The sequence below is a fragment of the Rhodococcus sp. ARC_M12 genome, assembly GCF_022810385.1.
Classification (GTDB): Bacteria; Actinomycetota; Actinomycetes; order Mycobacteriales; family Mycobacteriaceae; genus Rhodococcoides; species Rhodococcoides navarretei.
Genome location: NZ_JALGQI010000009.1, coordinates 16277 through 41422 on the forward strand (window position 1 = coordinate 16277; position 25146 = coordinate 41422).

Below are 25146 nucleotides of genomic sequence, written 5' to 3' on the forward strand. Positions count from 1 at the left end.
TCTCGGATACAGGCATCAGTTCTCGTCCGAGAAGAGGGTTTGCATCGTGACCGCACTGCAGAACGGCCATTTCGACTCCACCACCGCGCTCGCGTGGGCCACGTTCACCGAAAACCTGCATGCTCGTCTTCGGACATTGCCGCGGCGGGACTACATCACGATTTCGGCTGCACAGGCGAGTCCCGGGGAGCGTGGCTTGCGGCCGTACATCGATGTTGCGGCGACCGACGGCGGTCCGCTGGTGTCGGTGGCAGCGCTGCCGTCGCTGCTCTACCCGGATGCCCCGGACGCAACGGCCCTTGATGTGCAGCTCCTCGACTGCGGTTGGCTGGATCGAGGCAAGCCGGTCGCAGACGGGTCGATCATCGATCTCACACGCACCGACGACCGAGCAGATGCGGCGCTCGTCGCGGAGATGATCACGCGCGCGTTCCGCGAGATCTGGAACGTGCCGCACCCGTCGTTCCTGAGCGCTTGGGGTGTCGGGGCCGACGGAGCGTCGTCCGGGCCGGTCGACCTACAACGCGGATTCGTCGGACGGACGGCAGGCACAGCGACCGAAAGCCCCTCGGAGACATCCGACGACGTTCCTGCCGAGCTGAGGTCACTGCAGGCGTTGTGCCAGTTGGTCGGTCGGCGCGTCGACGCGCGCACCGTTCGATCGGTGTGCGCGGGCGGCGATATCGACGCGCTGAAACTTCGAGCATTGTCGCTGCATCGATCGGCTGCGGCACGCGCCCGCCGATCTGCGGACTCCGGCGCAGAGAACCCGGTCGCCGTGTCGAGAAATCTTGCGCGTACCTGGATGTTGGTCGCACGCAGCATCGAGGCCGTAACCACGGCGGACCGGCACGCGTGCCGCTGACGGGTTACAGAACCCGACGAACTATAGAATTCTTCGTCGCAACCCGCTCGCCCGCAGCACTTGACGCTCCACACCTGCCCGGATGGCCTGCTCGGTACCGATGACCCGGACGTGCGAGCGCGCCCGGGTGATGGCGGTGTACAGCAGTTCTCGGGTCAGCAGCGTCGATGCCTCGGCGGGCAGCAGAACCGAGACGGTGTCGTACTGACTGCCCTGACTGCGGTGGATCGTCATCGCGTAGACGGTATGTACCGAGGAGAGCACGTTCGGGTGGATCAACACGTGGCCGCGTCCTCGGGCGAACGCCGCCATCGGAGTTCCGTTGTCACCCAGCACCACTACTCCGGTATCTCCGTTGTAGATCCTCGCTTCGTGGTCGTTGGCCGTCACCAAGAGAGGTTGCCCGGGGTACCAGAGCGAGGGATCGAGAAACGTTCCGCTTCCTTCCCCTACCCACTCCATTGCTTGCCGGTCCCATCGCGAGACGCCCCATCGACCCTCGCGGTGCGCGCACAGGAGGCGGTGTTTCTCGAGCCCGAGCAGTGCTGCGGTGGCGTCTCCGCGTGCAGCGGCGGCGGTCACCTCGGCTGCGGTGTCGACAACGTCGGATCGCAGCGCATCGACGTCGTCGGGGCCCTGGAACGAAATCTCCTCCGCGCCCGACTCGAGCAGCGCCATCACGTCGTCGCCCCGACCGTCTCGTACGGCCACGGCCAGGCGGGCGATGGCCCCGCCGAACCGTCGGCCACGACTGAGCCGAACTACGCCGCCGCGCAATCGATCTCGCTCGAACCCGCTGAGAGCGGCCTCTGCAGGGTCCTCGGCCGCGGCGAAATCCTCGTCCACGAGCTGCGCCAGCACCGGATTCTCGGTGCCGGTGACCGGTCGGGCCACCAGATCTGCAAGCACTGCTCCCGCGTCGACCGACGTCAGCTGATCCGGGTCGCCGACGAGGATCAACCGAGACTCGGGACGCACCGCTTCGAGCAGTCGGCACATCATCGTCAACGACACCATCGAGACTTCGTCGACGACGATCACGTCGTACGGCAACCGGTTCTCGGCGTCATGCCGAAACCTCGTCTTGCTGCCGGGCTTCCACCCCAGAAGTCGGTGGAGCGTCATCGCCTTCAGCTCCGCCGGAAGCCCGAGTAGATCGGCCTGTTCGGATACGGACTCCTGCAATCGTGCCGCGGCCTTGCCGGTGGGTGCGGCCAGTCCGATGCGTAGGTCGCTCCCGTGCTCGCGGACGAGCAGCGCCAGGATGCGCGCTACCGTATGTGTCTTTCCCGTTCCCGGCCCGCCGGCGATGACCGTGGTCCACTGCGTTGCCGCCAGGGCTGCAGCTATCCGCTGTCGATCGGGAGCGGCCGTCGGCAAACCCGATTCGTCCACGAACAGCGCCGAAAGGGCGTCCCTGATCTCGTCGGCATCGGCAGCCGGGTGGGACTGCGAACGGGCGTCGAGAACATCTCGAACAGTGCTCTCCTGCAGATGATATCGATCCAGGTACAGCAGCTCACCTCGATCGGTGTCGACCAGTTTCAGCGGCCTCAGCGGTCCATTCGAACTGCCGACCACCAGTGGGCTCACCCTCAGTGCTCGGAGTACGTCGTCGAGTTCGGGCCACGGAAGGACGCTCGGATCGACATCCGAATCCTCGTCGACGGTGACGTCTCGCAGTCGTCGCAGATCCAGGCACACCGAGCCGGATCGCACCGAGCGCACGGTAAGGGCAGTGGCGAGCAGTACCAGCTCCGACGACTCCCCGGCAAGGGCACCGAGCCGCAACGCCACGTGCACATCGGATGCCGACAGCACACCCGCATCGTTGAAGACACGCAGAATCCCACTGCCTCGCAGCGCAATCGAGACCCCGGTCATCGGACCACCCTCCCGCCGAGCAGGTCCGACAGCTCCACTACCAGAGCTGCGGGCGGATCCCAGTCGAACACCCCGCACCCGGCGGGAGTCCGGGGTCCCACCATGCCCCGAACGAACAGGTAGCGAATGCCACCGAGGTGCACTGTCGGATCGTAGTCCGGTTGACGCCATCGCAGATATCGATGCAGCGCAACGGCATACAGGATGGCCTGCAGCGGATAGTGCGAGCGGATCATTTCCTGGGCCATCTTCTCGCGCGTGAAGTTACCGGTGGTCAGATCCCCCCTGGCGAGACGGTTCGTCTTGTAGTCCACCACGACGTACCGCGGTCCGGGCACGCGAAGAACCGAGTCGATACTTCCGGTGAGAAAGCCGCGCAGTGGTGTCGCTTCCAGATCGTCGAGCAGATCTGCGTACGACGCGAGCACGTCCGTCGGATCGAGGTGGTGCCGCAACAGGCGCGCCACGGACTTCAGTGTGACCGTGACTGCCACCGGATCGTCGCCGCCGGCCAAGGGCAGCTCGAAGTCGAGCTCGGCCAGATGGTCGGACGGCGCTGTGTCGGCGAGGGTCCCGAATCCCAACGGTGTCTGCATCACCGGCAGTAGGGCCGCGGCCAGAGCTACCGGATCGACCTCGGCCATCCGCGCTGCGACAGCCGCTGCACAACGGCGCTCCAGTTCGGCGAGTAGATCGGGCGCGGAGGTGTCGACGTGTTCGAGCGCCTCGTGTACGAGCGTTCCGAACGCCGCACCGGCGGGCATGCCGTTCATCGGTGACGCAATTCCCTCCGGCTGTTCGCCCTCGCCAACCGGTGGTTCCGCAGGCTCGTCGGTCTTCTCGGGGTGTTCGGCCTCGCTGGTTACTCCCGTCTCCGACTGGACGGGCGCGGCATCGTGAGCGTGAGCGGTCAACGCGGAGTAGGACGTTCGACGCCACAGTAGGTCGAGGGTTCGGTCGAAGCGTGCGGCAGCGACGTCGATGTGCGCCTGTTCGGGTCGGATCCAGTGCTCGCTCGATGGTGCACCGGGGCCCACCGGTTCGACCGAGACGAGGTCGGCTGCCGACCCGACCCAGGATTGCAGCCGGTTCGCAGTCGTCGCGTCATCGAGCACCTTGTACGACCGCTCCGGCTGCGCAATTCCGGGGATGCGACCGAACAGCATGCGGTGCAGTGAGGAGGTCGCGGTGTTCCGGCCCGGTGCCCACCACAGGACGACCTGGCTCTCGGCTCGTGTGAGTCCGACGTAGAGCAATCGCAGTTCCTCGCCTGCCTCCTCCTGATCGTTGAGCACCTTCCTGGCCGCGTACCCCGCACCGGACGGTCCGCCGACGTCTCGGATGCGTTCGCCGTTCTCGTGCAACAGCAACGTCGACGGCTTGCTGAAGTACAACGCGTCCCAGGCATACGGGAGATAGACGACCGGAAATTCGAGTCCCTTGCTGCCGTGTGTCGTCATGATCTGCACTGCGGCGGAATCACTGTCGAGCCGGCGACTGCGATCGGTCGACCCGCCGGCCGCCGGTTCCTTGATGCGGTCCGTCAACCACCGGGTGAGGGCGGTGATTCCGAAGGACTCGGATACCGCTGCGCGATTGAGCAATTGGGCGATATGACGCAGGTCGGTCATCGTGCGCTCGCCGGCCTCGACCGCCAGCAGCCGGGCGTCGAGTCCGGACTGGGCCGACACCCTCTCGAACACTGCTGCGAATCCGGCCTGGTCGAACAGCACCGAATACTCACGCAGTCGACTGCTGACCTGCGACAGAGCGTCCTCGGCCCCGGAATCGAGCTGTGCAGCAGTCCATCCGAGCAACGGTGTCAAGGCGGCGAGGCGAACGCGATCGGTGCGATGAGGTTGTTCGATCGCCTGCAGCAGCCACAACCAATCTCGGGCGCTCTCGGTGCCGAACACGCTGGTGCTGCTCGACACGACGGACGGAACCCCGACCGCGTCGAGTGCGTCCCGAATCAACGCCACCTGCTTGGTCGTTCGGGTCAACACGGCGATATCCCGCGGTTCGATCGACCGGGGCCCGTCGGGTCGATCGATCACGGCATGTCGGGACAGCAGCTCGACGATGTCCGCCGCAACGTCTGCCGCAACCCGAGATCGAAGTCGGTCCACTGCGGGAAAACCCTGCCGCAGTGGACCAGCGCCGGTTCGGGGGAGATAACGCACCCGCAAGGGAGGATGCCCGACCATGCGCGAGAGCGGGTTTCGCGCCTCGACTCGGTGCACCACGATGTCCTCGTGGCCGAGGGCTGCGCCGCCGTACAGATGATGCAGGGCGTCGAGCAGCCCCGAATCACTACGCCAGTTGGCCGTGAGCTCGTAGAGGTGGTCCGCGGTCTGCACCGCGTCGAGGTAGCTCAGTACCTCGGCTCCGCGGAACGCGTAGATGGCCTGCTTCGGATCGCCGACGAGGATCAGCGTCGTGAATCCGTGAAACGCCCGCCGCAGGATGTCCCATTGCATCGGGTCGGTGTCCTGGAACTCGTCGATCAACACGACGCGGTATCGATCTCGCACTCGCGCGCAGGCGGCCTCGCCGTGTACTGGGTCGGACAGCACAGAATGCAGAAGTCCGAGCAGATCGTTGTAGTCGCGCACCCCGAGTAGACGCTTGCGACGTTCGACTTCACGTCGTGCTTCGCGGGCGAACCGCACCCGCAGAGCGGGCTCGCGGTTGTCGTCGTCCAGGTCCTCGGTGTCGGGATACAGAGTCGACTGCTGGTCACCCACGGCCGCCAACGCCAACTGCTGAGCATCCCGCCTGCTGAATGCCGGTGCCTCGTCGTCGCCGCTGAACATCTGCAGATACAGATCGTCCACGACCTGCTCGAGGAGATCCGAGACCGATTCGACGAATGTCGATTCGGGTTCGCGTTCGCCCGCTATGCCGAGTCCGTCGAGCATTCGTTGGCAGAAGCTGTGGGTGGTGACGATGGTCCCGGCATCGAAGTCGGACAGAGCTTTTCGCAATCTTCCTCGACGCCTGTCCACTTCGGCGTCGTCGACGGCGGCCAGGAATGCCACGAGTGGATCCTCGGACGCACGAGCGGTGCCCGGGTCTGCCAGGTCGCGGGCGATCGACGCGAATCTGCTGCGGGTGCGATCCCGTAGTTCCTGGGTCGCAGCCCGACTGAACGTCACCAGGAGCAGATCCGAAATCTCGGCGATTCCTTCGGCGATGTAGCGCGCGGCCAACCCGACGATCGCATACGTCTTGCCGGTTCCGGCGCTGGCTTCGAGGACGGTCGTTCCGGTCGGCATCGAACCGAGCAGGTCGAATCCACGGGCGGTGGTCATGCATTTCCCATGTTCTCGGCGGCCAGCAACGGATCCCACAGCTTTCGAGCCAGAACGCCGAAGCGGCTGTTCTCGTTCGACGGCTCCGTCTCGTCGGCGAGCGGGACCGTCGCGAGCAAAGTCTGGAACGACAAGGTCGGACCGTGGACGTACCGCAACGATCGATCGGTTCCGTCCCCGAAGTCGCCGCGCCATGCCCAAGTGGCCGAGTCGTAGCCGTCCTCGATCGAACCGCCTCCGAACCGCTTCTCCGCGTACGCAGATGCGGTACCGGTCGAGATCGGCAGCGGCGACGCCAGTCCGCGATCGCGCAAGTCCACCAACTCCCGCAGCACGGCGACAGGGTCACGCGGGGCCCTCATCGAAGAGCGACGAGGCGGGCGCATCCCGCTCGCCCGGCCGATGGTGACGGCGGTCCACTCCCCTGTCTCCGATGCGGCTACCGCGAGCAACCGCACCCACGCGGCCAGTCGATGCTTGGCGGCCAGGCGCGAGTACGAGGAGCGCGCGAGAGTGTGGCCGTGAATTCCGGTGACGGTGCCGGTCAGGCGCCGTCCGTCGCCCAGCTCGACCGCGACGTCGATGGTCTCGGCCGCGCCCGTATGGAAGGGCGCGGCCGCGTCGGCGATGATCCCGACGATCTGTCTGATGTCGGACATCTCCCGTCGGCCCTGGTGGAACGGCGGCAGGGTGCCGCGCCGCCACTCTGCGTCGGCGAATTCTCCGATGTCACCGCCCGCGAGCACCGCGGCGAGCATCCGGTCGCCGATACTCCACCGGGACAACGGGTCCAGTTCGATGTCGAGACTGTCGGCAAGATCGTCCTCCAGCTCCGGAACGCGGAAGCCCAACCGTTGGCGCAGGAACGCCTGCACCGGATTCTCGACGAAGGCGATCAGTTCGGCGAGGCCGACGTCCCCGCGATGAGCCGGCGGGAGTGGATCGGGCAGGAAGGGTGTCGCCGGACCGGGCGTTCGTTGCTGAGACACCGCTCCGGCCAGGGCTACCGCGTCGAAACTGAACGGGTGCTCGGCCTCGAAGTTGAGGGGGTCGAACGGCTGCAGCGGATGCCGATGTTCGACGCGTCCGCCCGCGGTCGCCTCGAGCACGTCCATCAACTCGCGCAGTGGGATCGCTGGCGGCTTCGCCGATCCGTCGACGGGGTCGGCTCCGGTATAGAACAGCAGTAGTTTCTCCTCGGCCGACATCACCGCGTCGAGAAGCAGTTGCCGATCCTCACTCCGGATGTCTCGTTCGCCGACGGCTGGGTCGCGGGCCAGAATGTCGTCGCCGTCGATACTGCCCACCCGGGGGAACACCTCGTCGTCGAGCCCGAGGAGCACCACCACTCGATGCGGTACCGATCGCATCGGAACCATGGTGCACACGGTCAGTTCACCGGTGCGGAAGTTCGCCCGGGTAGGTCGCCCGGCCAGTCTGCCGGCCAGCATCGCGCGCACGTCCGCGAGCCGAAGTTCGGCCGCGCTGCCGTGTTCGGTGGCGTCGGCTATCTCACGATGCGCTTGTGCCAGTTGCCATTCGTCGGCCGTGGGCACGTCGGCGAGGAGATCGAGGGCGCGGCTCAAGTGCCGCGTCCATTCGGTTACCGACGCCGGGCCGGCAAGTGTTCGGAGAACCGACGCCAGTCGATCGACGAGTTCTGCGAAGCGGCCGGCAAGGGTGATGTCGTTGCTGTCGACGTCGTCGAGCGGCAGCGCGAGGTCGAGGTATTCGTTCCGAGTCTCGTCCGCGGCCACCCCCAGCAGGATGCGATCGAGCGCCGACTTGAAGGTGTTCTGCCGAAAGTTGTTCAAACCGAACGCTTCTCGTTGCCGAACCGTCAATCCCCAGCGGGCACCGGAGGTCGTCACCCAGTCTCGCAGGCGCTCGAGATCGTCGTCGGTCAACGAGAACTTCTCGCGCACCGGGCCGCTGGCGGCGAAGTCCAACAGCTCGCTCGCTGTCACCCGCCCCTCCGAGAAATCCAGCACCGTGGCGACGACGTCGAGGACGGGGTTGGTGCGGCGTAGGCCCCGATCGGCGAGGCGCACGCGCAGCCGATGCCCTGGATGTACCAGCGCCGCCTGCCCGAAGTTCGCGCGGATCAACGGCGCGTAGGTCTCGACATCCGGGCACATCACCAGGACGTCCCGCGGTTCGAGCGACGGGTCGTCGGTGAACAGATGCAGCAGCGACTCGCGTAGTACTTCGACCTGTCGCGCAGGCCCGTGACAAGCGTGAATCTGCACCGTGTCGTCGGCGACGACTGTGCCGTCGCCGGAGGGAGGGGCGTCGGCCGTGATGTCCGATTGCACTCGCCCGAGCAGGGTGGGTGCCGGGTGCGGGCCGTCGTGGTGCACGGTACGAGTCGCCGCCGGAGCGATCACCGCCTGGAGTTCTCGCACGTCGCGCGACAGACCGGCCAACAGTGGGTGTTCGACGGCCAGAGCCGTCGTGTCGTCTCGTCGGCGAGTCACGCGCTGCCGATCGGCGAGGGAGTTCCACATGGTCGGGCTCGGATGCGGAATCCAGATGTGCACGTCGCGCGCGTGCGACAGCGCTCCGAGTATGTCGAGCTGATCGGTCGTCAGTCGGGTCGGGCCGAAAACCGACAATCGACTCGGTAGCTCCACCGATTCCGGTGCGTCCCGCAGTCGTTCGCATGTCTGCGGCAGTCGTTCGGCTGGACTCGGGCTGCCGATTCGCTCCCGCACCATGCCCCACACTCGTGGTTGCCAGAGCAGGTCCTCGTCCAGGTCGCCGCCGTGTCCGTCGGTGAAGCGTCCGGCGAACCAGTCGCGCAGCATCTGAGGTCGTTGAGATCCGTAGGTGCGAAACAGTTCTGCCACATGCGATGCCGTCGACCAACGGCGTCCCGCACGATGATCCTCGGAACCGGCCCCCAGATGCTTGGACAGCACCGCGGCCCAGGGTTCGGTGCGGCACTCGTCGATCACCTCCAACGCGGTCCAGAGCACCCGGCCCACAGCCCAGGGGTCGTCGTCGGGATCGATATCGTCGACCGAGGCGATGGCGCGCGACACCAATCGCGCCGGGCTCGGGAAGTCGATGTTGGCTGCAATGCCCGCACCCTCGGAGCTGCCCAGAGTGCTCGACAGTCGCTGAGTGAGCCAGCGCTCGACGCCCTTCGCCGGAACCGACACGATCTCGGGCGCGAATGGATCGTCCAATGGCACGGACAGAATGTCGGCGAGTGCAGCCGCCAGTGTTCCGGCGCGTTCGGCGCGGTGGAGCGTCAACACCGTTGCGGTCCCCTGCCTGCTCGTCCTGGTGCCCGATTTCGGGCTCGTGACGACCCTACTCGAGGCACCGACAGATTCTCTGCGATGAGTCCGGCCGCCGATCCCGGTCAGTATCCGTGGACCCCTTGCCGAGACGAAGGAGAACGACATGTTCGAGCATGTGCTTGCAGTGATAGCGGTGCGCGATATCGATTCGGCCGACGGCTGGTATCGGCGGCTGTTCGATCGGCCCGCAGACAACAACCCGATGCCGAGTCTGGTGGAGTGGCAAGTGGCCCCCGCTGCCTGGCTGCAAGTGACGGTCGATTCCGAGCGGGCCGGCTCGTCGTTGTTCAACGTTGCCGTCGGAGACATCGAGGTGTTCGTCGAGGCCGCCCGTTCCCGCGGCATCGACTTCGGCGACATCGTCGACGCGAACAAGGGAGTCAGACTGTCGACGGTCTCCGATCCCGACGGCAATTCGATTACGGCGATCGGCGGCTTTCGCGAGCAGTACTGATCGGCGGTCGCCGTTCTCTCACGGAATGTAACGACGAACCCCGTCGGTGCGACATGATGAACGGAAAAGCGACCGACCGGTTCGAAGAGAACGAGACGGTTGCTTCCGGTCTCGCGGGTCACATCTCGGCCGCGACATCGACAACTCTCGCGACCCGAACGGACTCTCGACATGACCAGCGCCTACCCGCCACCCTTTCAGCGTCCGGCACCCGAGGCACAGACGCCTCGCCGCCCCCTGCTCGGGAAGGTATTCGCCTGGACCGCAATCGTTTTCGGGGCGTTCTTTCTGATCGGAGCGATCGTCTCGTTCGAGTTCGGTGCGGTGCTGGTCGGCGCGTTGCTGGTCGGCACCGGAGTCGTGTACCTGCGCTCGTCGCCCGCGCGGGGTCGCAAGGTCTGGGCGGTACCTGCCATCGCCGTCCTCCCCGCACTGTTCGTGATGGGGCTGACCACCACGACCGAACCCGAGACCACGACCGCCATCGCACCGGTCGCGGCCGTGCCCGCATTGCCGACCGTCACGACGACCGTCGCACCGACGCCCTCCACCACGACACCGGCCCCGACCACGACAACCGCGGCTCCGACGACCGAAGCCGTGGCCGCCGTCGTCGAGCTACCGACGACAACGGAGTACATCCCACTGCCCGATCCCGAGCCCGTGTACATCCCGGAGCCCGTCTACACACCTGAGCCGGTCTACACCGCCCCCGCGCCGTTGGCCGCAGTGCCTTCCGTTGTCTCGTACGCCAATTGCGATGCGGTCCGTGCGGCGGGTGCAGCCCCGATCTACGCCGGGGATCCGGGATACAGCACCAAGCTGGACCGTGACGAAGATGGCGTCGGCTGCGAGAACTGACCACAGTCAACCCACCAACCGCCGCGTCAGGTCCGCCGCTTCTCGGGTGTAGGCGACCAACATGACGAGGTCGACGGACGGCCCTGCTGCCATGACCGCGACGACCTGTTGGGTGACGGCTTCGTGCGTCGGCCATCCGTACGAGCCGCCGGAAATCAAGGGGAACGCGATGGACTTCAGGTTCATCGACGCCGCGAGAGCCAGACTGCGGACGTAGCACAGCCGCAGCAATTCCGACCTGTCCTCGTGCGGGGAGTACCGCGGACCGACGGTGTGGATGACGCACGCTGCACGTAGCCGGCCCGCGGTGGTCGCGACGGCTGCGCCGACCTCGAGTCCGTGCGGCAGGGTGGTGGCCCGCAGCGCCTTGCATTCGGCGAGGATGTCCAGCCCGCCGGCGCGGTGGATTGCACCGTCCACTCCGCCACCACCTAGCAGTCGTGTGTTGGCGGCATTGACGATCGCATCTGCGGCCACGTCCGTGATGTCGCCCTGGACGACGTCGATGATCGTCATGAAATGTCCTTCGCTGCAATGATGTTCGAGGTGATTCGGTCGAGATCGTCGGCTCGGAACCCTGGGTAGCCGTGGACGATGTCGCGCCAGTCGCTCGGCACCGCCGATGCGCCCCAACGCGCTCCGAGGAGCCCTCCGGCTATGGCCGCCGTGGTGTCGGTGTCGCCGCCTGCGCGGACACACGATTCGAGAGCGGCGGGCAGGGGCCGATCCGAATCGGCAGACCGATGGATCGCCCACCACGCCGTCTGCAGAGCGTGCACCACCCAGCCGTTGTTCGGGAAGTCGTCCGGCTCCCCCTCCTGTGCCTGATGGATCAATGGTTGCCAGAAGTCGCAAACGTCGGGGTCGGCATCGTCCAGAAATTCGGTCACGCCGTCGTAGGTCGAGTTCAGAACCGCGTATCGAATTGCGTGACTCCATAGTTGGCAGGCTTGACCGGCACGGGGGTCGGAATGGGTGAGGGCACTGATCCGCGCCGCGGCATCTCGACAGCCGGCCGGGTCGTCGAGGTAGGCGAGGGCAACCGGCGCCGTTCGCATGAGCGATCCGTTGCCGCCGGTTCTACCCGACAACGACGCTGCCACCGCAGTCATATCGGCACCATCGCGAGTCGGCCGCGACAGCACCAGACGAGTCTGGTTTCCCACGTCGGGAGGGTTCTGGGCGAACCAGTCGCGGAAGTGTGCAGCGATGTCGTCCACGTCGCCACCCTGCTCGAGTGCGCGCGCGACGCAGAGCGCCATCGAGGTGTCGTCGGTCCATTCCCCCGGGGCCCAGTCGAATGTGCCGCCGCCGATCATGGCGATGGTTCTCTCGGGCGTCGGATATCCGAACTCGTAGCCCGCGCCCAACGCGTCGCCCACTGCGGTTCCGAGCAGAACGCCCCTCGCTCGATCGTGCTGAACGTCCGTCAAGTGCATGAGTACCCCTTAGATCGATGTTGCGCTAACTATAGATCAGATTCGCGCTAAGATGCAAGGCATGACGTGGAGAGACCGAGGAGGCCAGGCCCTGATCGACTACCCGCGACCCTCGGTGGCGGTCGATGTGGCAGTACTGACCGTCCGCGAACGGCGATTGCATGTGGTCGTGGTGCCCTCGGAACGAGGCCTTGCACTGCCGGGTACGTTCCTGCACCCCGAAGAGACTCTCGCCGACGCGGCCGACCGCGCATTGAGGACGAAAGCAGGCATCGTCGACCTCACGTTTCATCAACTGAGAATGTTCGACGCCCCCGACCGCGACGATCGCGGCTGGGTGCTGTCGATGGCGCACAGCGCGGCAGTGTCGATCCGATCACTCACTCCGACAACCGAATCCATGCTCGTCGACGACACGAGGCCGGTGTCTCCGCTGGCCTTCGACCACGACGACATGGTGGCCGAAGCAGTGGACGACCTGCGCGGTCGTTACGCGCGTGAGGTCGATCCCGCACTGTTGATGGATGCGGAATTCACACTTCTCGAACTCCGCGAGCTGTACGAGATCGTCTTCGATCGCCCGCTGCCGAAAGACACGTTCCGACGCCACGTCATCGGCTCGTTACAGGGAACGGGCGCGACGTCGACCGCAGGCGGCGGGCGCCCCGCCGAACTGTATCGCCGCGCGGCGGACTCGACTCTCCCTCCGTCCACGGGCTCGTTCCTACTCGGCTGAGGGCATGGATCGACGAAACCGGACATGACAGCAGATAAGCTGCAAGCCATGGGATCGAAGCGGCCTGCCAACCGCGGACAGAAACGTGCAGAAAAGACCAAGGCCCGGCAACGGCGTCACCAGCAATCCCGACCGGCTCCGAGCGGTGTCGAGACCGAACGCATCGCCGATCTGATCGACGGATTCGTCGAATGGCTCGACGAGAGCGAGATGGCAGAACAGTCGGAGGCGATCTCTCGGCTCGTGTCGTCGACGCTGACCCAACTTGCCGGTGCTCGTCAGGGCTTCTCCCCCAGCGCCTGGCTGCCCGCCGATGCACACCTGCTGGTCGATGCGGCCGAACGCATCCTTCAGGAAGAGTCCGAGACGGCCGAGGACACCGCGGTCAATCTCGTTCTCACCTCGCTGCAGTACCTGACCTTCCTCGACGAGACCGATCTCTGGGACGGCAGCCCCGAGGACTACGCGCACTGCATGGAAGACCTCTCGGACTTCCTCGAGGGCGACGAACCCGACATGCTCGACGCCGACGACATCGACCTGCCCGACGTTTCCCTTGCCCAAGAACTCGCGGCGATCTCGGGGCTGCCGCTGCTGCCTGCACTCGACGAGATCGTCGCGCGCGTGGCCGACGGATTGGCGGTGGGCGACGATGCCGACCTGCAGCGCGCCGTCGACTCCGCCCCGCTCGATCCTGCCCGGCTCGACGCGGGTGCCGCGGTCGATTACTGGTCGACGGCCATCGCAACAGAACTCATTCGCATCGACGGAGACACTGCCAGGCCCGGCGACAATGCACATTCGCTGGCCGACCGTGGAGCCGAGACCGTGCACGAACTGGTTGCCGAACACGTCCGCGTGCAGCTGTCGGGAGATGGCGACGACCCCGATGTGTCACGGTCGCTGGCCAACACGTTCGCGGTGCAGACGCTTCTGGCCGCCATGACCGACGAGCTGCCGATCAACAACGAGGGCGAGGATTACGCCGAGCTGGAGGGCGAGGACCTGCGTACCGCGCAGCTGATCGACCACCGCGTTCGATCCCTCATCGAGCAGGGCATCCTCGTCAGGATCGAGGAGGTACTCGCCGTTCCGCACGCGTTGCGTCCGGCGGTGCTGGACGGTGTTGCCGAGGCGCAGCCGTTCGGAGCGATCGACGAGGAGTCGCAGGACGACCCGCTCTACGGCTCGGTCGAGGATTCGGCGTCGTCGTGACGGCCCCCGCGAGCGCCGAGACCGTGTCGGTGGTCGCCGCTAGCGTCATCGACTGTGCGTTACGTCAACGCGATCTGGGTAAGGAGCCGACATGAGCGATTCACTCGAGTTCGACTTCGACGTCGATGCTGCCTGGATGCAGTTCCAGCGCAAGCTGGGCGATTACGTCAGCGCGATGCGCGACGGCGATGCGCTGGTGATCGAGTCACGTTACGACACCACCGACGGCGTGCCCGACACCGCCGCCTGCGTGCAGTTCTACGCCTGGGATCTCGATATGGTCCGCTGCGAAATTCCGGCGAACGAGCACCTACACAGTAGCCGCGCCATCACCGACGAGCAACGAGAAGCACTGGGCCGGATCGGCTTTCGCATGTCGGTCGATTCCGAGCCCACAGCACCGCACGTGGACCGCAATCGCTCGTGGTCCGATGATCTGGCAAAGAAGACCGTCGCGGTGTTCCGCGACATCTGGGGTCTGCCCCACCCGTCCTTCCTCGGCTCGCGCGCCACCGGTCGCTACGACGTCCCGAGTTTCGACGCCACCACTGCCGAGTCCGGCCCGACGATCGTTCCACAGTGTGTGCAGCCGAAGGGCAAGGAACACCTACAGCAACTCGTCGATCGAGCCCTGGAGCCATGGTTCGGTTTCCCTCCGGATCACGACCCCGACGGAGACATCCCCCTGCGGTTCGTGGGCGGCACCGCCTACGTGTCGGTCAAGCCCACCGAACCTGTGGTCGAAATCAATTCGACGCTGGTGCACGCTGTGTCGGGACGAACCCGCGCAGCCGAGTTGCTGGTCGATCTCAATCTGCAACTGCCCGATGTGATGCTGCACCTGGTTCAGGACTGCATCGTCGCGCAGGTACGGGTCAGCGGGTCACCCTTCGTCGCCGACCACCTGCTGTGGGCAGTGCGGATGCTCAGTCACGTGTGGGAGCAGGTCGACGAGAAGTTCGCCGAGGATTTCGGCGGCGCACTCGGGGAACCGACGCCACCGCCGATCGACGCGGAGGACTTTCCGGAGAAGCTGCTCGAATTGGTCGAGCTCGTTGCCCGATCCGAAGAACCCCTCGACATCGACACCGTCCTGGGATGTTGCTCATCCGATCGCGATGTCGTCGTGTCCTACCTGCGCATCAGCGCCGAGCAGGAGGCCTCGTGGCGCGGTATGGCCGTCGCCGCGGATCTCGGTGACGAGCACTGCGACGTCGACGAGGCAGACCGAGAGGCCGGCAAGTGGGGACGCGCTGTAGCTGCTCTGCGCGAGGTACTTCGCAGCACACCTGAGCAGGTCACGCCGGTGGTCGACCCCTCGGCGATCCAGTTGCAGCTGTTCGAGACCGACGAGGTCGCGGAGATTTCCGACGAGCGTTCGGACGATCAGTAGACGGTAGACGAACAGGATTTCACTCGCGCGCTTCCCTTTCGTGTTAACTGGGGTTACATTAACTCTATGTTCGCACCTCGTTTGGAGAAGCCATGACACTGACGACAGGCACTACGTCCGTTTCGGTCGATACCGACGCCACGGACGAACAGCAGTACAACGAGACGCTCACCTTGCTGTCCGAGGGTTCTGTGCACAAGCACTTCGACCCGTACGTGGACATCGACTGGGAGTCCGAGAAGTTTGCGGTGCCCGCGAACGATCCTCGCTGGGTCCTTCCGGTCAAGACGGACCCGATCGGTGGCCACGCCTGGTACCGCGCGCTTCCCCTCGAGAAGCAGATCGAAATCGGCATGTGGCGTCAGGCCAACGTCGCCAAGGTCGGTCTTCAGTTCGAGAACATCCTGATCCGCGGCATGATGCAGTACGTGTTCTCGCTGCCGAACGGCTCGGCCGAGGCACGCTACTGCACCCACGAATCCATCGAAGAGTGCAACCACACCCTGATGTTCCAGGAGATGGTCAACCGCGTCGATTCCGACGCCCCCGGCATGAGTCGGCCCATGAAGATGCTCTCGCCGTTCATCCCGCTGTTCGCGACGCTGTTGCCCGAACTGTTCTTCGTCGGCGTCCTCGCAGGCGAGGAGCCCATCGACCACATCCAGAAGTCGGTCCTGCGGTCCGGTGAAGACATCCACCCGATCATGCAGAGCGTCATGGCCATTCACGTTGCCGAAGAAGCGCGACATATCTCGTTCGCACACCAGTTGCTGCGTCGCCGAGTCCCCAAGATGTCCAAGGCCGGACGGTTCTTGCTCTCGTTGGCCTTCCCGATCACGATGCGCATCCTGTGCGACGTCATCGTCATCCCGCCGAAGAAGTTCTGGACGAAGTTCGACATCCCGAAGCAGGTGAAGAAAGACCTGTTCTGGGGCACCCCGGAATCGCAGCATGCACTGCAGGACTACTTCGGCGATGTCCGCATGTTGGCCACCGACACCGGCATGATGAATCGTGCTGCTCGCCTGATGTGGAAGATGTGCGGAATCGACGGCAAGGCCTCACGTTTCCGTAGCGAGCCGGACCGTAGCTCGAGCCAGTTCGCCGCCTAGGTCTCCAGCCCCCACAGCCCTCTCGCCGCTCAGCCTTCTTGCCTCTGCCGTCAGGAACCCCTCATGCCCCACGTCGTCACCCAGTCATGTTGCAGCGACGCGTCGTGCGTCTACGCGTGTCCCGTCAACTGCATTCATCCCACCCCCGACGAGCCGGACTTCCTGACGGCGGAGATGCTGCACATCGATCCGCAATCGTGCGTCGACTGCGGCGCGTGCGTTTCGGCCTGTCCGGTCGATGCCATTGTGCCGCAGGCAAAATTGACCGAGGCGCAACTGCCGTTCTTGACGATCAACGCGGATTTCTACAAGCAGGAGCGTCCCCCTCGGCCGATCCTGGCACCTGTGACGCCGGCTGCATCGGTCTCGCGGGATCGCCAGCCGCTTCGAGTGGCGATCGTCGGATCCGGTCCGTCGGCCATGTACGCGGCGGACGAGTTGCTCACTCAACCCGGCGTGAGCGTCGATGTCTACGACCGGCTTCCGCAACCGCACGGACTCGCTCGACTCGGCGTCGCACCCGATCATCAGAAGACGCGTCAGGTGTCGCGTCTGTTCGAAACCATCTCTGCGCAAGAGGGTTTCACCTACCACCTCGGCGTCGAGGTCGGTAAGGACATCACCCACGACGAGTTGATGGACAGCCACCATGCCGTGATCTACGCGGTCGGGGCATCATCCGATCGCGAGCTCGGCATCCCAGGTGCCGAACTGCCCGGGCGTACGTCGGCAACCGATTTCGTCGCCTGGTACAACGGGCACCCCGATCATGCGCACCGCACGTTCGATCTCTCACACGAGCGCGCCGTCGTCGTCGGCAACGGCAACGTGGCACTCGACGTCGCCCGTATCCTGACGATGAACCCGGATGCGCTCGCCCAGACCGACATCGCACCGTATGCCTTGGAAGCCCTGCGTCACAGCGCAGTTCGTGAGGTGGTCGTCGTCGGCAGGCGGGGTGTGGCGCAGTCTGCGTTCACCGTTCCCGAGTTCGCCGGATTGCTGACCGTTCCCGACATCGACCTGGCCATCGACCGTAGTGAACTGGCACTCGATCCGGTGACCGTCCGACTCGCCGCGACCGACGACCTTCCCCACGCCGTGGCGCAGAAGCTTCAACTGCTCCGCCACGTCGACGAATCACCCGAACCCAGCGCCAGAAAGCGCATCACGCTGCGCTACCTGCTGTCCCCCACCAGCATCCTGGGCACCGACCGGGTGACAGGCATCGAGTTCGATCGCATGGGCCTGACCGTGGACAGCGACGACGTGGTCCGCAGCATTCCGACGGGGGAAGTCGACCGCATCGACGCCGGCCTCGTCCTCACGTCCATCGGCTACCGTGGCGTCGCTCTCCCCGGCGTTCCGTTCGACGATCGTGCCGGGATCATCCCGAACGCCGGCGGACGCATTCTGCAGGAACCGGGCGGACCCGTCGAGGTCGGCCGCTACGTCACCGGCTGGATCAAGCGCGGTCCCTCCGGGTTCATCGGGACCAACAAATCCTGCGCCCAGGAAACCGTCGGCCATCTCGTGGACGACTTCAATGCAGGCCGTCTCACCGACCCGATCGAGTTGCCCGACACCTGGCCGACCGAGTCGACCCGGGGCGCTCTGCAACGCTCGAAGGAGATGCTCTCGGCGCTGCGCCGGTCCTGATTACTCACCCCCCGGTTGGGATCAATGCGGCTTTCGGTCACTCCAACTGCAAGAAAGCCACATTCATCCAGGTGACGAAGGCCGCAGAACCGGGGAAAGCGGCGTGAGGTTGAACCGTCCACCATCGGGGTAGCTACAGTCATCGGCCACCGATTCACGGCGGGCCAACACCTCGAGGAGCACGAGATGCCGGCCCTGCGACGCATCTTCACCAGGACTGCTGTCCCAATTGTCGGTATCGCTGTGGCGTTGGTGTGCGCAGCACCGGCCCAGGCCCTGCCGACACCCGGCGACCTCTCGGATGTTCCGGCCCGAACCTCGTTGTCGTACGAACACATCCCGACGGGGACGTACGTGGGCAGCGCGGAGGACAGCTCGGCGCGCCCAGGACTGTCGACGGTCAAGCTCTACATGGCCGACTACGTCGTCCGCTTCGGCGACGGTTCGCCCAGAGACCTCGACCTGGCCGCCAGGATGGTAGAGGTCAGCGACGACGGTGCCGCTTCGACGCTCGACAACAAATACCCCCAGGCGATTTCGGCAACCGCCGCGGAATACGGACTCACCTCTACCTCGCGGGGCGGTTTCTGGGGCAACTCGTCCACGAGCACAGCCGACACCGTGCGATTCTTGGCGGCGAAGAAGCGCACCGATCCCGCCAGCCCCGTCCTCGCCTGGATGAACACCGCGGCTCCTGTGGCACGCGATGGAATGGTTCAGGACTGGGGCACCGAGCAGTTGTCCGGCGTGACCGGGACCAAGTGGGGATGGGCCGACGACCGATCGAGTGTGGTCGCGTCCGCGTCGATCGGCGATGATTTCGTCATTGCGTCCAATACATACGGACCGACCCGATCCAACACCGACGACGTCATGGCAGGTCTCGGCGGCGTCGAGTTGACGGCACCGCCGGCCGCCGCTCCTGTTCCGAACCTCCCCGTGATTCCCGGCCTGCCGTCGGTCGAAGAATTGCTGCAGATGCTTGCCCCTCGCTGATACGTTCGAAACTCTGTCGGACCCCTCCCCTACTCTGCGATCTACCGAAAAGTTCGGGGACCACACCGGGGGACGTGGAGGGGACGACGATGAGTCGTATCGATTCGGGCAGCATTTTCAAGTACACACACGCCACGAATAAGCGCGAGAGTGCCGATCCGCACGAATTGCTGGACAGCGGAATCGGTTTCGCCCAGTTGGGTTCGTCGGCGAAGGACATGACGCAGCTGATCGCGGAGCGCCTGTCCGCCGCAGACGAAACCGATCCGGCGTGTTCGGTGCACGATCGGGCGGCGACAATACTCGACGGCGCACTCGACACGGCTTTCGAGAACGGTTGGCAGCCTGCCGAACTGGTGCACGTGACGCGTCAATGCGCCGGAGGCGACGGCACAGTGGTCATGGTCGAGGCCATCGCCGCACACGCGGAGCGAAGCTCGGCCGAACGCCTCGCTCCGGATTCCTGGCGCGATCAACTGTCCGAGCTGCACATCGACCACGCAGGGGGCACGACTGCCCAGCGCCTTCGGCGGTGGCGTTCGTACAACCGACGATCGTCCGCGCAGTCCTGGTACACCCTGTTGCTCGTACTCGGTTGCGCAACGTGGTTGTTGCCCCTCGAAAAGCTCCTGCCTCCTCCAGCTCGTTGGACATCGCAGTCGGTAGCAACCGGCCCCGGACCAGCCACGGACACGAAGATGCTCGGCAGAATCCGGGGGCTGCTGGCCAAGGCCGAGTCGACGCAATTCCCCGCTGAGGCAGAGGCATTGTCGGCCAAGGCCCAGGACCTGATGACGCGCTATGCGATCGACAGCGCGCTTCTCGATTCGGAGCACCCTCGCAGCCTGATCGACGATGTCGTCACCCGACGCATCATGGTGAGCAATCCGTACTCCAAAGCCAAGCTGCTTCTGCTGCACTGCGTATGTCACGCAAACGGTGCCAGGACACTGTGGAAGAAGAAGTACTTGCTGGCCACCGTGATGGGTCTCCCCGTCGATCTCGATCTGTGTGAACTCCTCTACACCTCGTTGCTGGTCCAGTCGGCACGCGCACTCGACGAGGTGGCCGATTCGCCGGCAGCGAGGACCCGCAGTTTCCGTCACGCATTCTTGATCGCGTACGCCCACCGAGTCGGCGAACGATTGCACGAGGCACGCAAGAGAGCTACTGCGGCTGCAACGCAACGACACGGATCGGCTCTGGTGCCCATCATGGCGGAACGATCCGACGCCGTGGACCGTGCCTACGCTGCCCGGTGCCCGTCGACGAAAACGATCACGTTCGGCAGCGGCAATGCGGAGGGATCGTATGCCGGCCGTGCCGCCGCCGAACGCGCGGACCTTACCGGTGGGCGCGAGCGGATCGACAAATCCGATCTGGCCTCGTGAGTGCGCGCTACATTGACTGCCATGACCGGTCTCGATACTCCCTTGACGCCCCTTCGCTTTCTCGAACGCGCAGCGGAGGTCCATCCCCACAAGACCGCCGTGGTGGACGGGCCGAGGACGTTCACCTACGAGCAGTTCGCCGCCGACGTCACCCGACTCGCGCACGCACTGCGCGCGTCGGGTGTCGGCCACGGAGATCGAGTGGCGTACATCGCGTCCAACTCTGCAGAGCTGTTGTTCGCGCACTACGCCGTTCCCTTGGCCGGTGCCGTTCTGGTCGCAATCAACACCAGACTGTCGCCCGCCGAGGTTCGCTACATCTGTGACCATTCGGGTTCGGTTCTGCTGGTGGGAGATTCGGACCTGCTGACCGGACTCGGAACCGATCCCATCGCCGATTCGGTTCGTGAGATCGTCGAGACTCCCTCGGTGGACGGCACCTACGGCAAGTTGCCGCACACCACGCGATACGACGCTTTCCTGGGTCGTGGCTCGGACGAACCGATGGAGTGGGAGGTCGACGACGAGACCTCCACCATCACGATCAACTACACCTCCGGCACCACCGGTCGGCCCAAGGGAGTGATGTACACCCATCGCGGTGCCTACCTCAATTCGCTCGGAGAACTGCACCACCAGGGATTCGGCATCGACACTCGCTATCTGTGGACGCTGCCGATGTTCCATTGCAACGGGTGGTGCACCACTTGGGCCGTCACTGCTGCGTCGGGCACGCACGTCTGCCTTCGCGGTGTCCGCGGCGATGCGATCTGGTCCGCCATCGACGACGGCGTCGACCACCTCGCCGGCGCGCCGACCGTACTGACCACTCTTGCTACTGCAGCGCAAGCACATTCACTCGACCGGCCCCTGACCATAGTCACAGCGGGCGCTCCCCCTAGCCCGACGATCATCGGCAAGATTCGTGCGCTGGGGGCAACGCTCGTGCACGTCTACGGACTCACCGAGACCTACGGTCCGTACTCGGTCTGCGAGCCGAAGCAGGAATGGCTCGAACTGGACGGTGACGAGCAGGCCCGACGCTTGGCTCGGCAGGGTGTCGGGATGCTCACCGCCGACCGGTTGCGCGTGGTCCGTGAGACGCCAGGCCCCGGCGGAGCACTGATCGACGTCGAACCCGACGGCGTGGAAATGGGCGAAATCGTCATGCGCGGCAACAACGTCATGAAGGGCTACTACGCCGACACCGCCGGCACCGGGCAGGCGTTCGCGGGCGGCTGGTTCCATTCGGGCGATCTCGGGGTGATGCATCCCGACGGCTATGTTCAGTTACTCGATCGCGCCAAGGACGTGGTCATTTCCGGCGGGGAGAACATCTCGACGATCGAGGTGGAACAGGCGCTCGCCAGCCACCCTGCCGTCGCCGACGTCGCGGTGATCGGGGTGCCGGACGACAAGTGGGGTGAGCGGCCCAAGGCCTTCGTGGTGTTGGCACCGGGCGTGGAAGTGTCGGAGGCGGACCTCGTAGCGCACGTCAAATCTGCCATCGCCTCCTACAAAGCCCCGCGTGCAGTCGAATTCATCGTCGAGCTACCGAAGACATCGACCGGCAAGATCAGGAAGAAGGAACTGCGCGACGCGGAGTGGGGCACGTCCGCTTCGAAGATCAACGGGTAGCCCACTTCGGTCACGCCATCTGCACACCGGCGATTTGGGTGACCCCGCCCGTGCCGTCGAAGGACAACTGCCGAAACGCCACCTTCTCGACGAAGAACCTGTCGTGGCTCACCAGAATCACCGCGCCGGGAAACGCCATCAGGGCACGCTCGAGCACCTGGGTGCTCGGCAGGTCGAGGTGGTTGGTGGGCTCGTCGAGCACGATCACGCCTGCGCCGAACAGCAGACACTGCGCCAATGCAACTCGTGCCTTCTGTCCACCGGACAGAACACCGATCTTCGATTTGAGATCCATCTCGGAGAACTGCAGCAGTGTCAGAAAGCGATGGACTTCTTTCTTGGTCGCCGTCAGTGCGAGGCTGCCCGGCATCGCGTTGACCGAGTGCGACACCGTGTCGTCGAGATCCAGATCGGCGAGCACCTGGTTGTAGTAGATGAACGACGGCGCCTTGGTCTTCCATTTGATCTTGCCGCTGTCCGGTTGCTCGGCACCGACGAGGATGTCGACGAGGGTTGTCTTGCCACAGCCGTTCGGTCCGGTGATGGCGATACGGTCGCCTCGATGCACGGTGAACGAGATGTTCTCGAAGAGTCGTTGCTCGCCGTAGCTCTTGGAGATCCCCGTGATCTCCGCCAGGTTGTCGTGGACGTGCAGTCCGCCGTAGATCGCGGTGACCACCGTGTCCACCGGGCGCGGACTTTTGCTCTTCTTGATGTTCGCGAGCCGCCGCTTGAGCACCCCGCTGGGGTTCTTCACTGCTTCCTTGCGATCGCTGATCGCTTCCTGCTCGTAGGCCAGCAACTGTTGCTCGTTGCTGAACTCGCGCTCGAGGTTCTTGAGTCGAAACTGCTTCTGCTGAACGTATTCCGAGTAGCTACCGTCGTAGGTCTGCAGGTGATGGTTCTCGATCTCGACGATGCCGGTGACGACCTGTTCGAGGAAGGCGCGGTCGTGCGAGACGACCAGAAGCGCTCCTCGGAAATCACGCAACCAGCGCTCCAGCCACGCGATCCCGGCCACGTCGAGGAAGTTGGTCGGCTCGTCGAGGAGTAGAACATCCGGCGCTTCGATGAGAATCTTTGCCAGCGCCGCTCGGTTGCGCCAGCCACCGGACAACCGATCGACGGGCAATTCGCGCCGCTCGGTGTTGAATCCCAGCATCGACAGCACCGTGTCGATCTGCTGGTGATAGGTCCAGCCGCCGCTGTTCTCCATGGCGTCGAGTAGCTCGGCCTGGCGATCGACCAGCTTGTACATCTGCTTCTCGTCGAGGTCGCCCCCGAGTGCGGCTTCGACCTCGGCCAATTCGACCTCGATCGCGTGCACAGTGCCGAAGAGAGATTCGAGCTCGGCTTGGATGCTGCGATCGCCGTCGAGTTCGGAGAACTGCGAGAAGTACCCGATTCGCGCTCCCTCGGTGACATCGACCGTTCCGGAATCAGGTGTCTCGCGCCCGAGAAGGAGCTGCAGCAGAGTGGTCTTGCCCGTGCCGTTACGGCCGATCAGACCGATGCGATCGCCGTCCGCGAGGCGGAAGAAAACCTCACGCAGCATCACCTTCTGGTCGTATCCCTTGGCAACATCGTTCAAGCGGATCCAGCTCAAGCGTTCACTTCTCCTGAAAACACGGGTCCGCTGAGTCGTCGAACCGGGCGCGCTCACTCTAACGTCGGCGTGTTTCGAATCGGATTTCGATCGAACGACGCATCGTTACAGTTTCGTTCTCATCGCCACCGAATCGCACTCTGTGGTGGCGATACGCGTCGGTCCGGCAATTCAGACAGCGCTGTGTGCTGGTCGTTCACGCCGAATTCGGCAAATCACCGTGCTACGTTCAAGTTCGGACAAAGCAATCCCCAAGCAGTACACAAGACTGCAACCGGTCCGGCCGAAGTGTTGCGCGTATCGCTCCCGGCACATCGGCGCAGGTCCGGTTTTCGCACAGTCAAGAACCGGAAGGCCCCACGCATGGCACACAGTGTGCTGAACACAGGCTCGACGAAGAAGATCATCACCACCCTCGCCGGTGCCGCACTCCTTGCAGGCAGCCTCGCAGGATGTACCTCCACCAACACCGACGACGGAGCCGATCGATTGCAGTCACTGCGCGATGCCGGCACCATCACGGTCGGAGTTGCCGGTGAAGCGCCGTACAGCTTCGAGGAGAACGGTGAATTGACCGGCGCAACAATCGCTTTGCACCGCGAGATCTTCGGCAATCTCGGAATCGACACCGTCGAGGGTGTCAACGCCGACTTCGGCGCACTGATCCCGGGCCTGCAGGCCAATCGATTCGACGTCGTCAGCGCGGGAATGTCGATCCTTCCGCAACGCTGCGAACAGGCCGCCTTCGGCGACCCCGAGTTCAATTACACAACCGCTCTGATGGTCCCGACGGGCAATCCGGCAGGTCTGACCGACATGCAGTCCGTCGCAGACAGTGGCCTGCGGTTGGCCACGATGACCGGAGCGATCGAGTCCGATTATGCCGAGGCACTGGGCATTTCGAGTCAGCAAGTCGCCGCACCGCAGGACGGAATGGACGCCGTCACCTCCGGTCGTGCAGACGTGTTCGCCCTGACGGCCATCTCGCTGAACTGGATGAAGACCAACAACCCAGATGCTCCGGTGGATGTCACCGAGTCCTTCGTCGCCGAGATCGACGGCGAGCCGCAGGTGGGAGCCGGTGCGACCGTATTCCGCACCGACGATCAGGAGCTGCTGGACGCGTACAACGAGGAGCTCGCGAAAATCACCTCGAACACCGATGCGTACCTCGACATCGTCGGGGACTTCGGCTTCACCGCCGAGGAGCTACCGGATCCGAGCTTGACCACCGCCATGCTCTGCGAGGGCTGATCGCTGCTGCAGGCTGATCGC

18 protein-coding genes are annotated in these 25146 nt (G+C 64.8%); 12 read left to right on the plus strand and 6 right to left on the minus strand.

What is annotated here, in order from left to right; translation table 11 throughout:
- Positions 1-46 precede the first annotated feature (46 nt).
- The gene (locus MTX35_RS12890) at positions 47-865 is read left to right on the plus strand and encodes a hypothetical protein (RefSeq protein WP_243595354.1); all 819 of its coding nucleotides are present in this window, start codon (positions 47-49) and stop codon (positions 863-865) included.
- Between the two features lie 21 nt (positions 866-886).
- Here MTX35_RS12890 and recD read toward each other — a convergent pair whose 3' ends face one another.
- The 3 genes from recD to recC are packed head-to-tail and all read right to left on the minus strand — an operon-like array spanning position 887 to position 9326.
- Positions 887-2749 carry an exodeoxyribonuclease V subunit alpha gene (gene recD / locus MTX35_RS12895; protein WP_243595355.1) on the minus strand — a complete coding sequence of 621 codons (1863 nt, stop codon included), beginning with the start codon at positions 2747-2749 and terminating at the stop codon, positions 887-889.
- Positions 2746-6063, minus strand: a complete 3318-nt coding sequence (locus tag MTX35_RS12900; RefSeq protein WP_243595356.1) for a UvrD-helicase domain-containing protein — start codon at positions 6061-6063, stop codon at positions 2746-2748. The genes recD and MTX35_RS12900 overlap by 4 nt, the downstream gene beginning before the upstream one ends.
- On the minus strand, positions 6060-9326 hold the full coding sequence (gene recC / locus MTX35_RS12905) for an exodeoxyribonuclease V subunit gamma (RefSeq protein WP_243595357.1): 3267 nt from the start codon (positions 9324-9326) through the stop codon (positions 6060-6062). The genes MTX35_RS12900 and recC overlap by 4 nt, the downstream gene beginning before the upstream one ends.
- 148 nt (positions 9327-9474) lie before the next feature.
- Here recC and MTX35_RS12910 point away from each other — a divergent pair, with 148 nt between their 5' ends.
- Complete coding sequence (locus MTX35_RS12910) at positions 9475-9825, plus strand: VOC family protein (RefSeq protein WP_243595358.1); 351 nt, start codon at positions 9475-9477, stop codon at positions 9823-9825.
- A gap of 171 nt (positions 9826-9996) precedes the next feature.
- Positions 9997-10686, plus strand: a complete 690-nt coding sequence (locus MTX35_RS12915) for an excalibur calcium-binding domain-containing protein (protein WP_243595359.1) — start codon at positions 9997-9999, stop codon at positions 10684-10686.
- A gap of 6 nt (positions 10687-10692) precedes the next feature.
- Here the strand turns inward: MTX35_RS12915 and MTX35_RS12920 are convergent, their stop codons facing one another.
- Together MTX35_RS12920 and MTX35_RS12925 are read right to left on the minus strand one after the other, a co-directional pair.
- Positions 10693-11202: an O-acetyl-ADP-ribose deacetylase gene (locus MTX35_RS12920; RefSeq protein ID WP_243595360.1), complete on the minus strand. Its 510-nt coding sequence runs from the start codon at positions 11200-11202 to the stop codon at positions 10693-10695.
- Positions 11199-12125: an ADP-ribosylglycohydrolase family protein gene (locus MTX35_RS12925; RefSeq protein WP_243595361.1), complete on the minus strand. Its 927-nt coding sequence runs from the start codon at positions 12123-12125 to the stop codon at positions 11199-11201. Before MTX35_RS12925 ends, MTX35_RS12920 begins: the two co-directional genes overlap by 4 nt.
- Before the next feature lie 61 nt (positions 12126-12186).
- Here MTX35_RS12925 and MTX35_RS12930 point away from each other — a divergent pair, with 61 nt between their 5' ends.
- The 8 genes from MTX35_RS12930 to MTX35_RS12965 all read left to right on the plus strand — a co-directional run bounded on the left by MTX35_RS12930 (position 12187) and on the right by MTX35_RS12965 (position 22265).
- The gene (locus MTX35_RS12930) at positions 12187-12861 is read left to right on the plus strand and encodes an NUDIX hydrolase (RefSeq protein WP_243595362.1); all 675 of its coding nucleotides are present in this window, start codon (positions 12187-12189) and stop codon (positions 12859-12861) included.
- 24 nt (positions 12862-12885) lie between these two features.
- A complete protein-coding gene (locus tag MTX35_RS12935; RefSeq protein ID WP_243595363.1) occupies positions 12886-14076 on the plus strand; it encodes a hypothetical protein in 1191 nt (396 codons plus the stop codon).
- A gap of 91 nt (positions 14077-14167) precedes the next feature.
- Positions 14168-15469 carry a hypothetical protein gene (locus MTX35_RS12940; RefSeq protein ID WP_243595364.1) on the plus strand — a complete coding sequence of 434 codons (1302 nt, stop codon included), beginning with the start codon at positions 14168-14170 and terminating at the stop codon, positions 15467-15469.
- A 92-nt stretch (positions 15470-15561) separates the two neighbouring features.
- Positions 15562-16581 (plus strand): diiron oxygenase, encoded by a 1020-nt coding sequence (locus MTX35_RS12945; protein WP_243595365.1) that lies wholly within the window; start codon positions 15562-15564, stop codon positions 16579-16581.
- Positions 16582-16644: 63 nt separating this feature from the next.
- Positions 16645-18240 carry an FAD-dependent oxidoreductase gene (locus tag MTX35_RS12950; protein WP_243595366.1) on the plus strand — a complete coding sequence of 532 codons (1596 nt, stop codon included), beginning with the start codon at positions 16645-16647 and terminating at the stop codon, positions 18238-18240.
- 186 nt (positions 18241-18426) lie between these two features.
- Positions 18427-19236: a hypothetical protein gene (locus tag MTX35_RS12955; RefSeq protein ID WP_243595367.1), complete on the plus strand. Its 810-nt coding sequence runs from the start codon at positions 18427-18429 to the stop codon at positions 19234-19236.
- Positions 19237-19325: 89 nt separating this feature from the next.
- Positions 19326-20627 carry a DUF2786 domain-containing protein gene (locus MTX35_RS12960; RefSeq protein ID WP_243595368.1) on the plus strand — a complete coding sequence of 434 codons (1302 nt, stop codon included), beginning with the start codon at positions 19326-19328 and terminating at the stop codon, positions 20625-20627.
- Between the two features lie 21 nt (positions 20628-20648).
- Positions 20649-22265 (plus strand): AMP-binding protein, encoded by a 1617-nt coding sequence (locus MTX35_RS12965; RefSeq protein WP_243595369.1) that lies wholly within the window; start codon positions 20649-20651, stop codon positions 22263-22265.
- 10 nt (positions 22266-22275) lie between these two features.
- On the opposite strand, the gene MTX35_RS12970 is transcribed toward MTX35_RS12965, so the two are convergent.
- A complete protein-coding gene (locus MTX35_RS12970; protein WP_243595370.1) occupies positions 22276-23871 on the minus strand; it encodes an ABC-F family ATP-binding cassette domain-containing protein in 1596 nt (531 codons plus the stop codon).
- A gap of 363 nt (positions 23872-24234) precedes the next feature.
- Between MTX35_RS12970 and ehuB the strand changes: the two genes are divergently transcribed.
- On the plus strand, positions 24235-25125 hold the full coding sequence (gene ehuB / locus MTX35_RS12975) for an ectoine/hydroxyectoine ABC transporter substrate-binding protein EhuB (RefSeq protein ID WP_243595371.1): 891 nt from the start codon (positions 24235-24237) through the stop codon (positions 25123-25125).
- Positions 25126-25146 lie beyond the last annotated feature (21 nt).

What these genes read in the sequence shown, in the direction of transcription:
- recD (WP_243595355.1), bottom strand. Translation starts at nt 2,749, where the DNA reads ATGACCGGGGTCTCGATTGCGCTGCGAGGCAGTGGGATTCTGCGTGTC.
- MTX35_RS12900 (WP_243595356.1), bottom strand. Translation starts at nt 6,063, where the DNA reads ATGACCACCGCCCGTGGATTCGACCTGCTCGGTTCGATGCCGACCGGA.
- MTX35_RS12910 (WP_243595358.1), top strand. Translation starts at nt 9,475, where the DNA reads ATGTTCGAGCATGTGCTTGCAGTGATAGCGGTGCGCGATATCGATTCG.
- MTX35_RS12915 (WP_243595359.1), top strand. Translation starts at nt 9,997, where the DNA reads ATGACCAGCGCCTACCCGCCACCCTTTCAGCGTCCGGCACCCGAGGCA.
- MTX35_RS12920 (WP_243595360.1), bottom strand. Translation starts at nt 11,202, where the DNA reads ATGACGATCATCGACGTCGTCCAGGGCGACATCACGGACGTGGCCGCA.
- MTX35_RS12925 (WP_243595361.1), bottom strand. Translation starts at nt 12,125, where the DNA reads ATGCACTTGACGGACGTTCAGCACGATCGAGCGAGGGGCGTTCTGCTC.
- MTX35_RS12930 (WP_243595362.1), top strand. Translation starts at nt 12,187, where the DNA reads ATGACGTGGAGAGACCGAGGAGGCCAGGCCCTGATCGACTACCCGCGA.
- MTX35_RS12935 (WP_243595363.1), top strand. Translation starts at nt 12,886, where the DNA reads ATGACAGCAGATAAGCTGCAAGCCATGGGATCGAAGCGGCCTGCCAAC.
- MTX35_RS12940 (WP_243595364.1), top strand. Translation starts at nt 14,168, where the DNA reads ATGAGCGATTCACTCGAGTTCGACTTCGACGTCGATGCTGCCTGGATG.
- MTX35_RS12945 (WP_243595365.1), top strand. Translation starts at nt 15,562, where the DNA reads ATGACACTGACGACAGGCACTACGTCCGTTTCGGTCGATACCGACGCC.
- MTX35_RS12950 (WP_243595366.1), top strand. Translation starts at nt 16,645, where the DNA reads ATGCCCCACGTCGTCACCCAGTCATGTTGCAGCGACGCGTCGTGCGTC.
- MTX35_RS12955 (WP_243595367.1), top strand. Translation starts at nt 18,427, where the DNA reads ATGCCGGCCCTGCGACGCATCTTCACCAGGACTGCTGTCCCAATTGTC.
- MTX35_RS12960 (WP_243595368.1), top strand. Translation starts at nt 19,326, where the DNA reads ATGAGTCGTATCGATTCGGGCAGCATTTTCAAGTACACACACGCCACG.
- MTX35_RS12965 (WP_243595369.1), top strand. Translation starts at nt 20,649, where the DNA reads ATGACCGGTCTCGATACTCCCTTGACGCCCCTTCGCTTTCTCGAACGC.
- ehuB (WP_243595371.1), top strand. Translation starts at nt 24,235, where the DNA reads ATGGCACACAGTGTGCTGAACACAGGCTCGACGAAGAAGATCATCACC.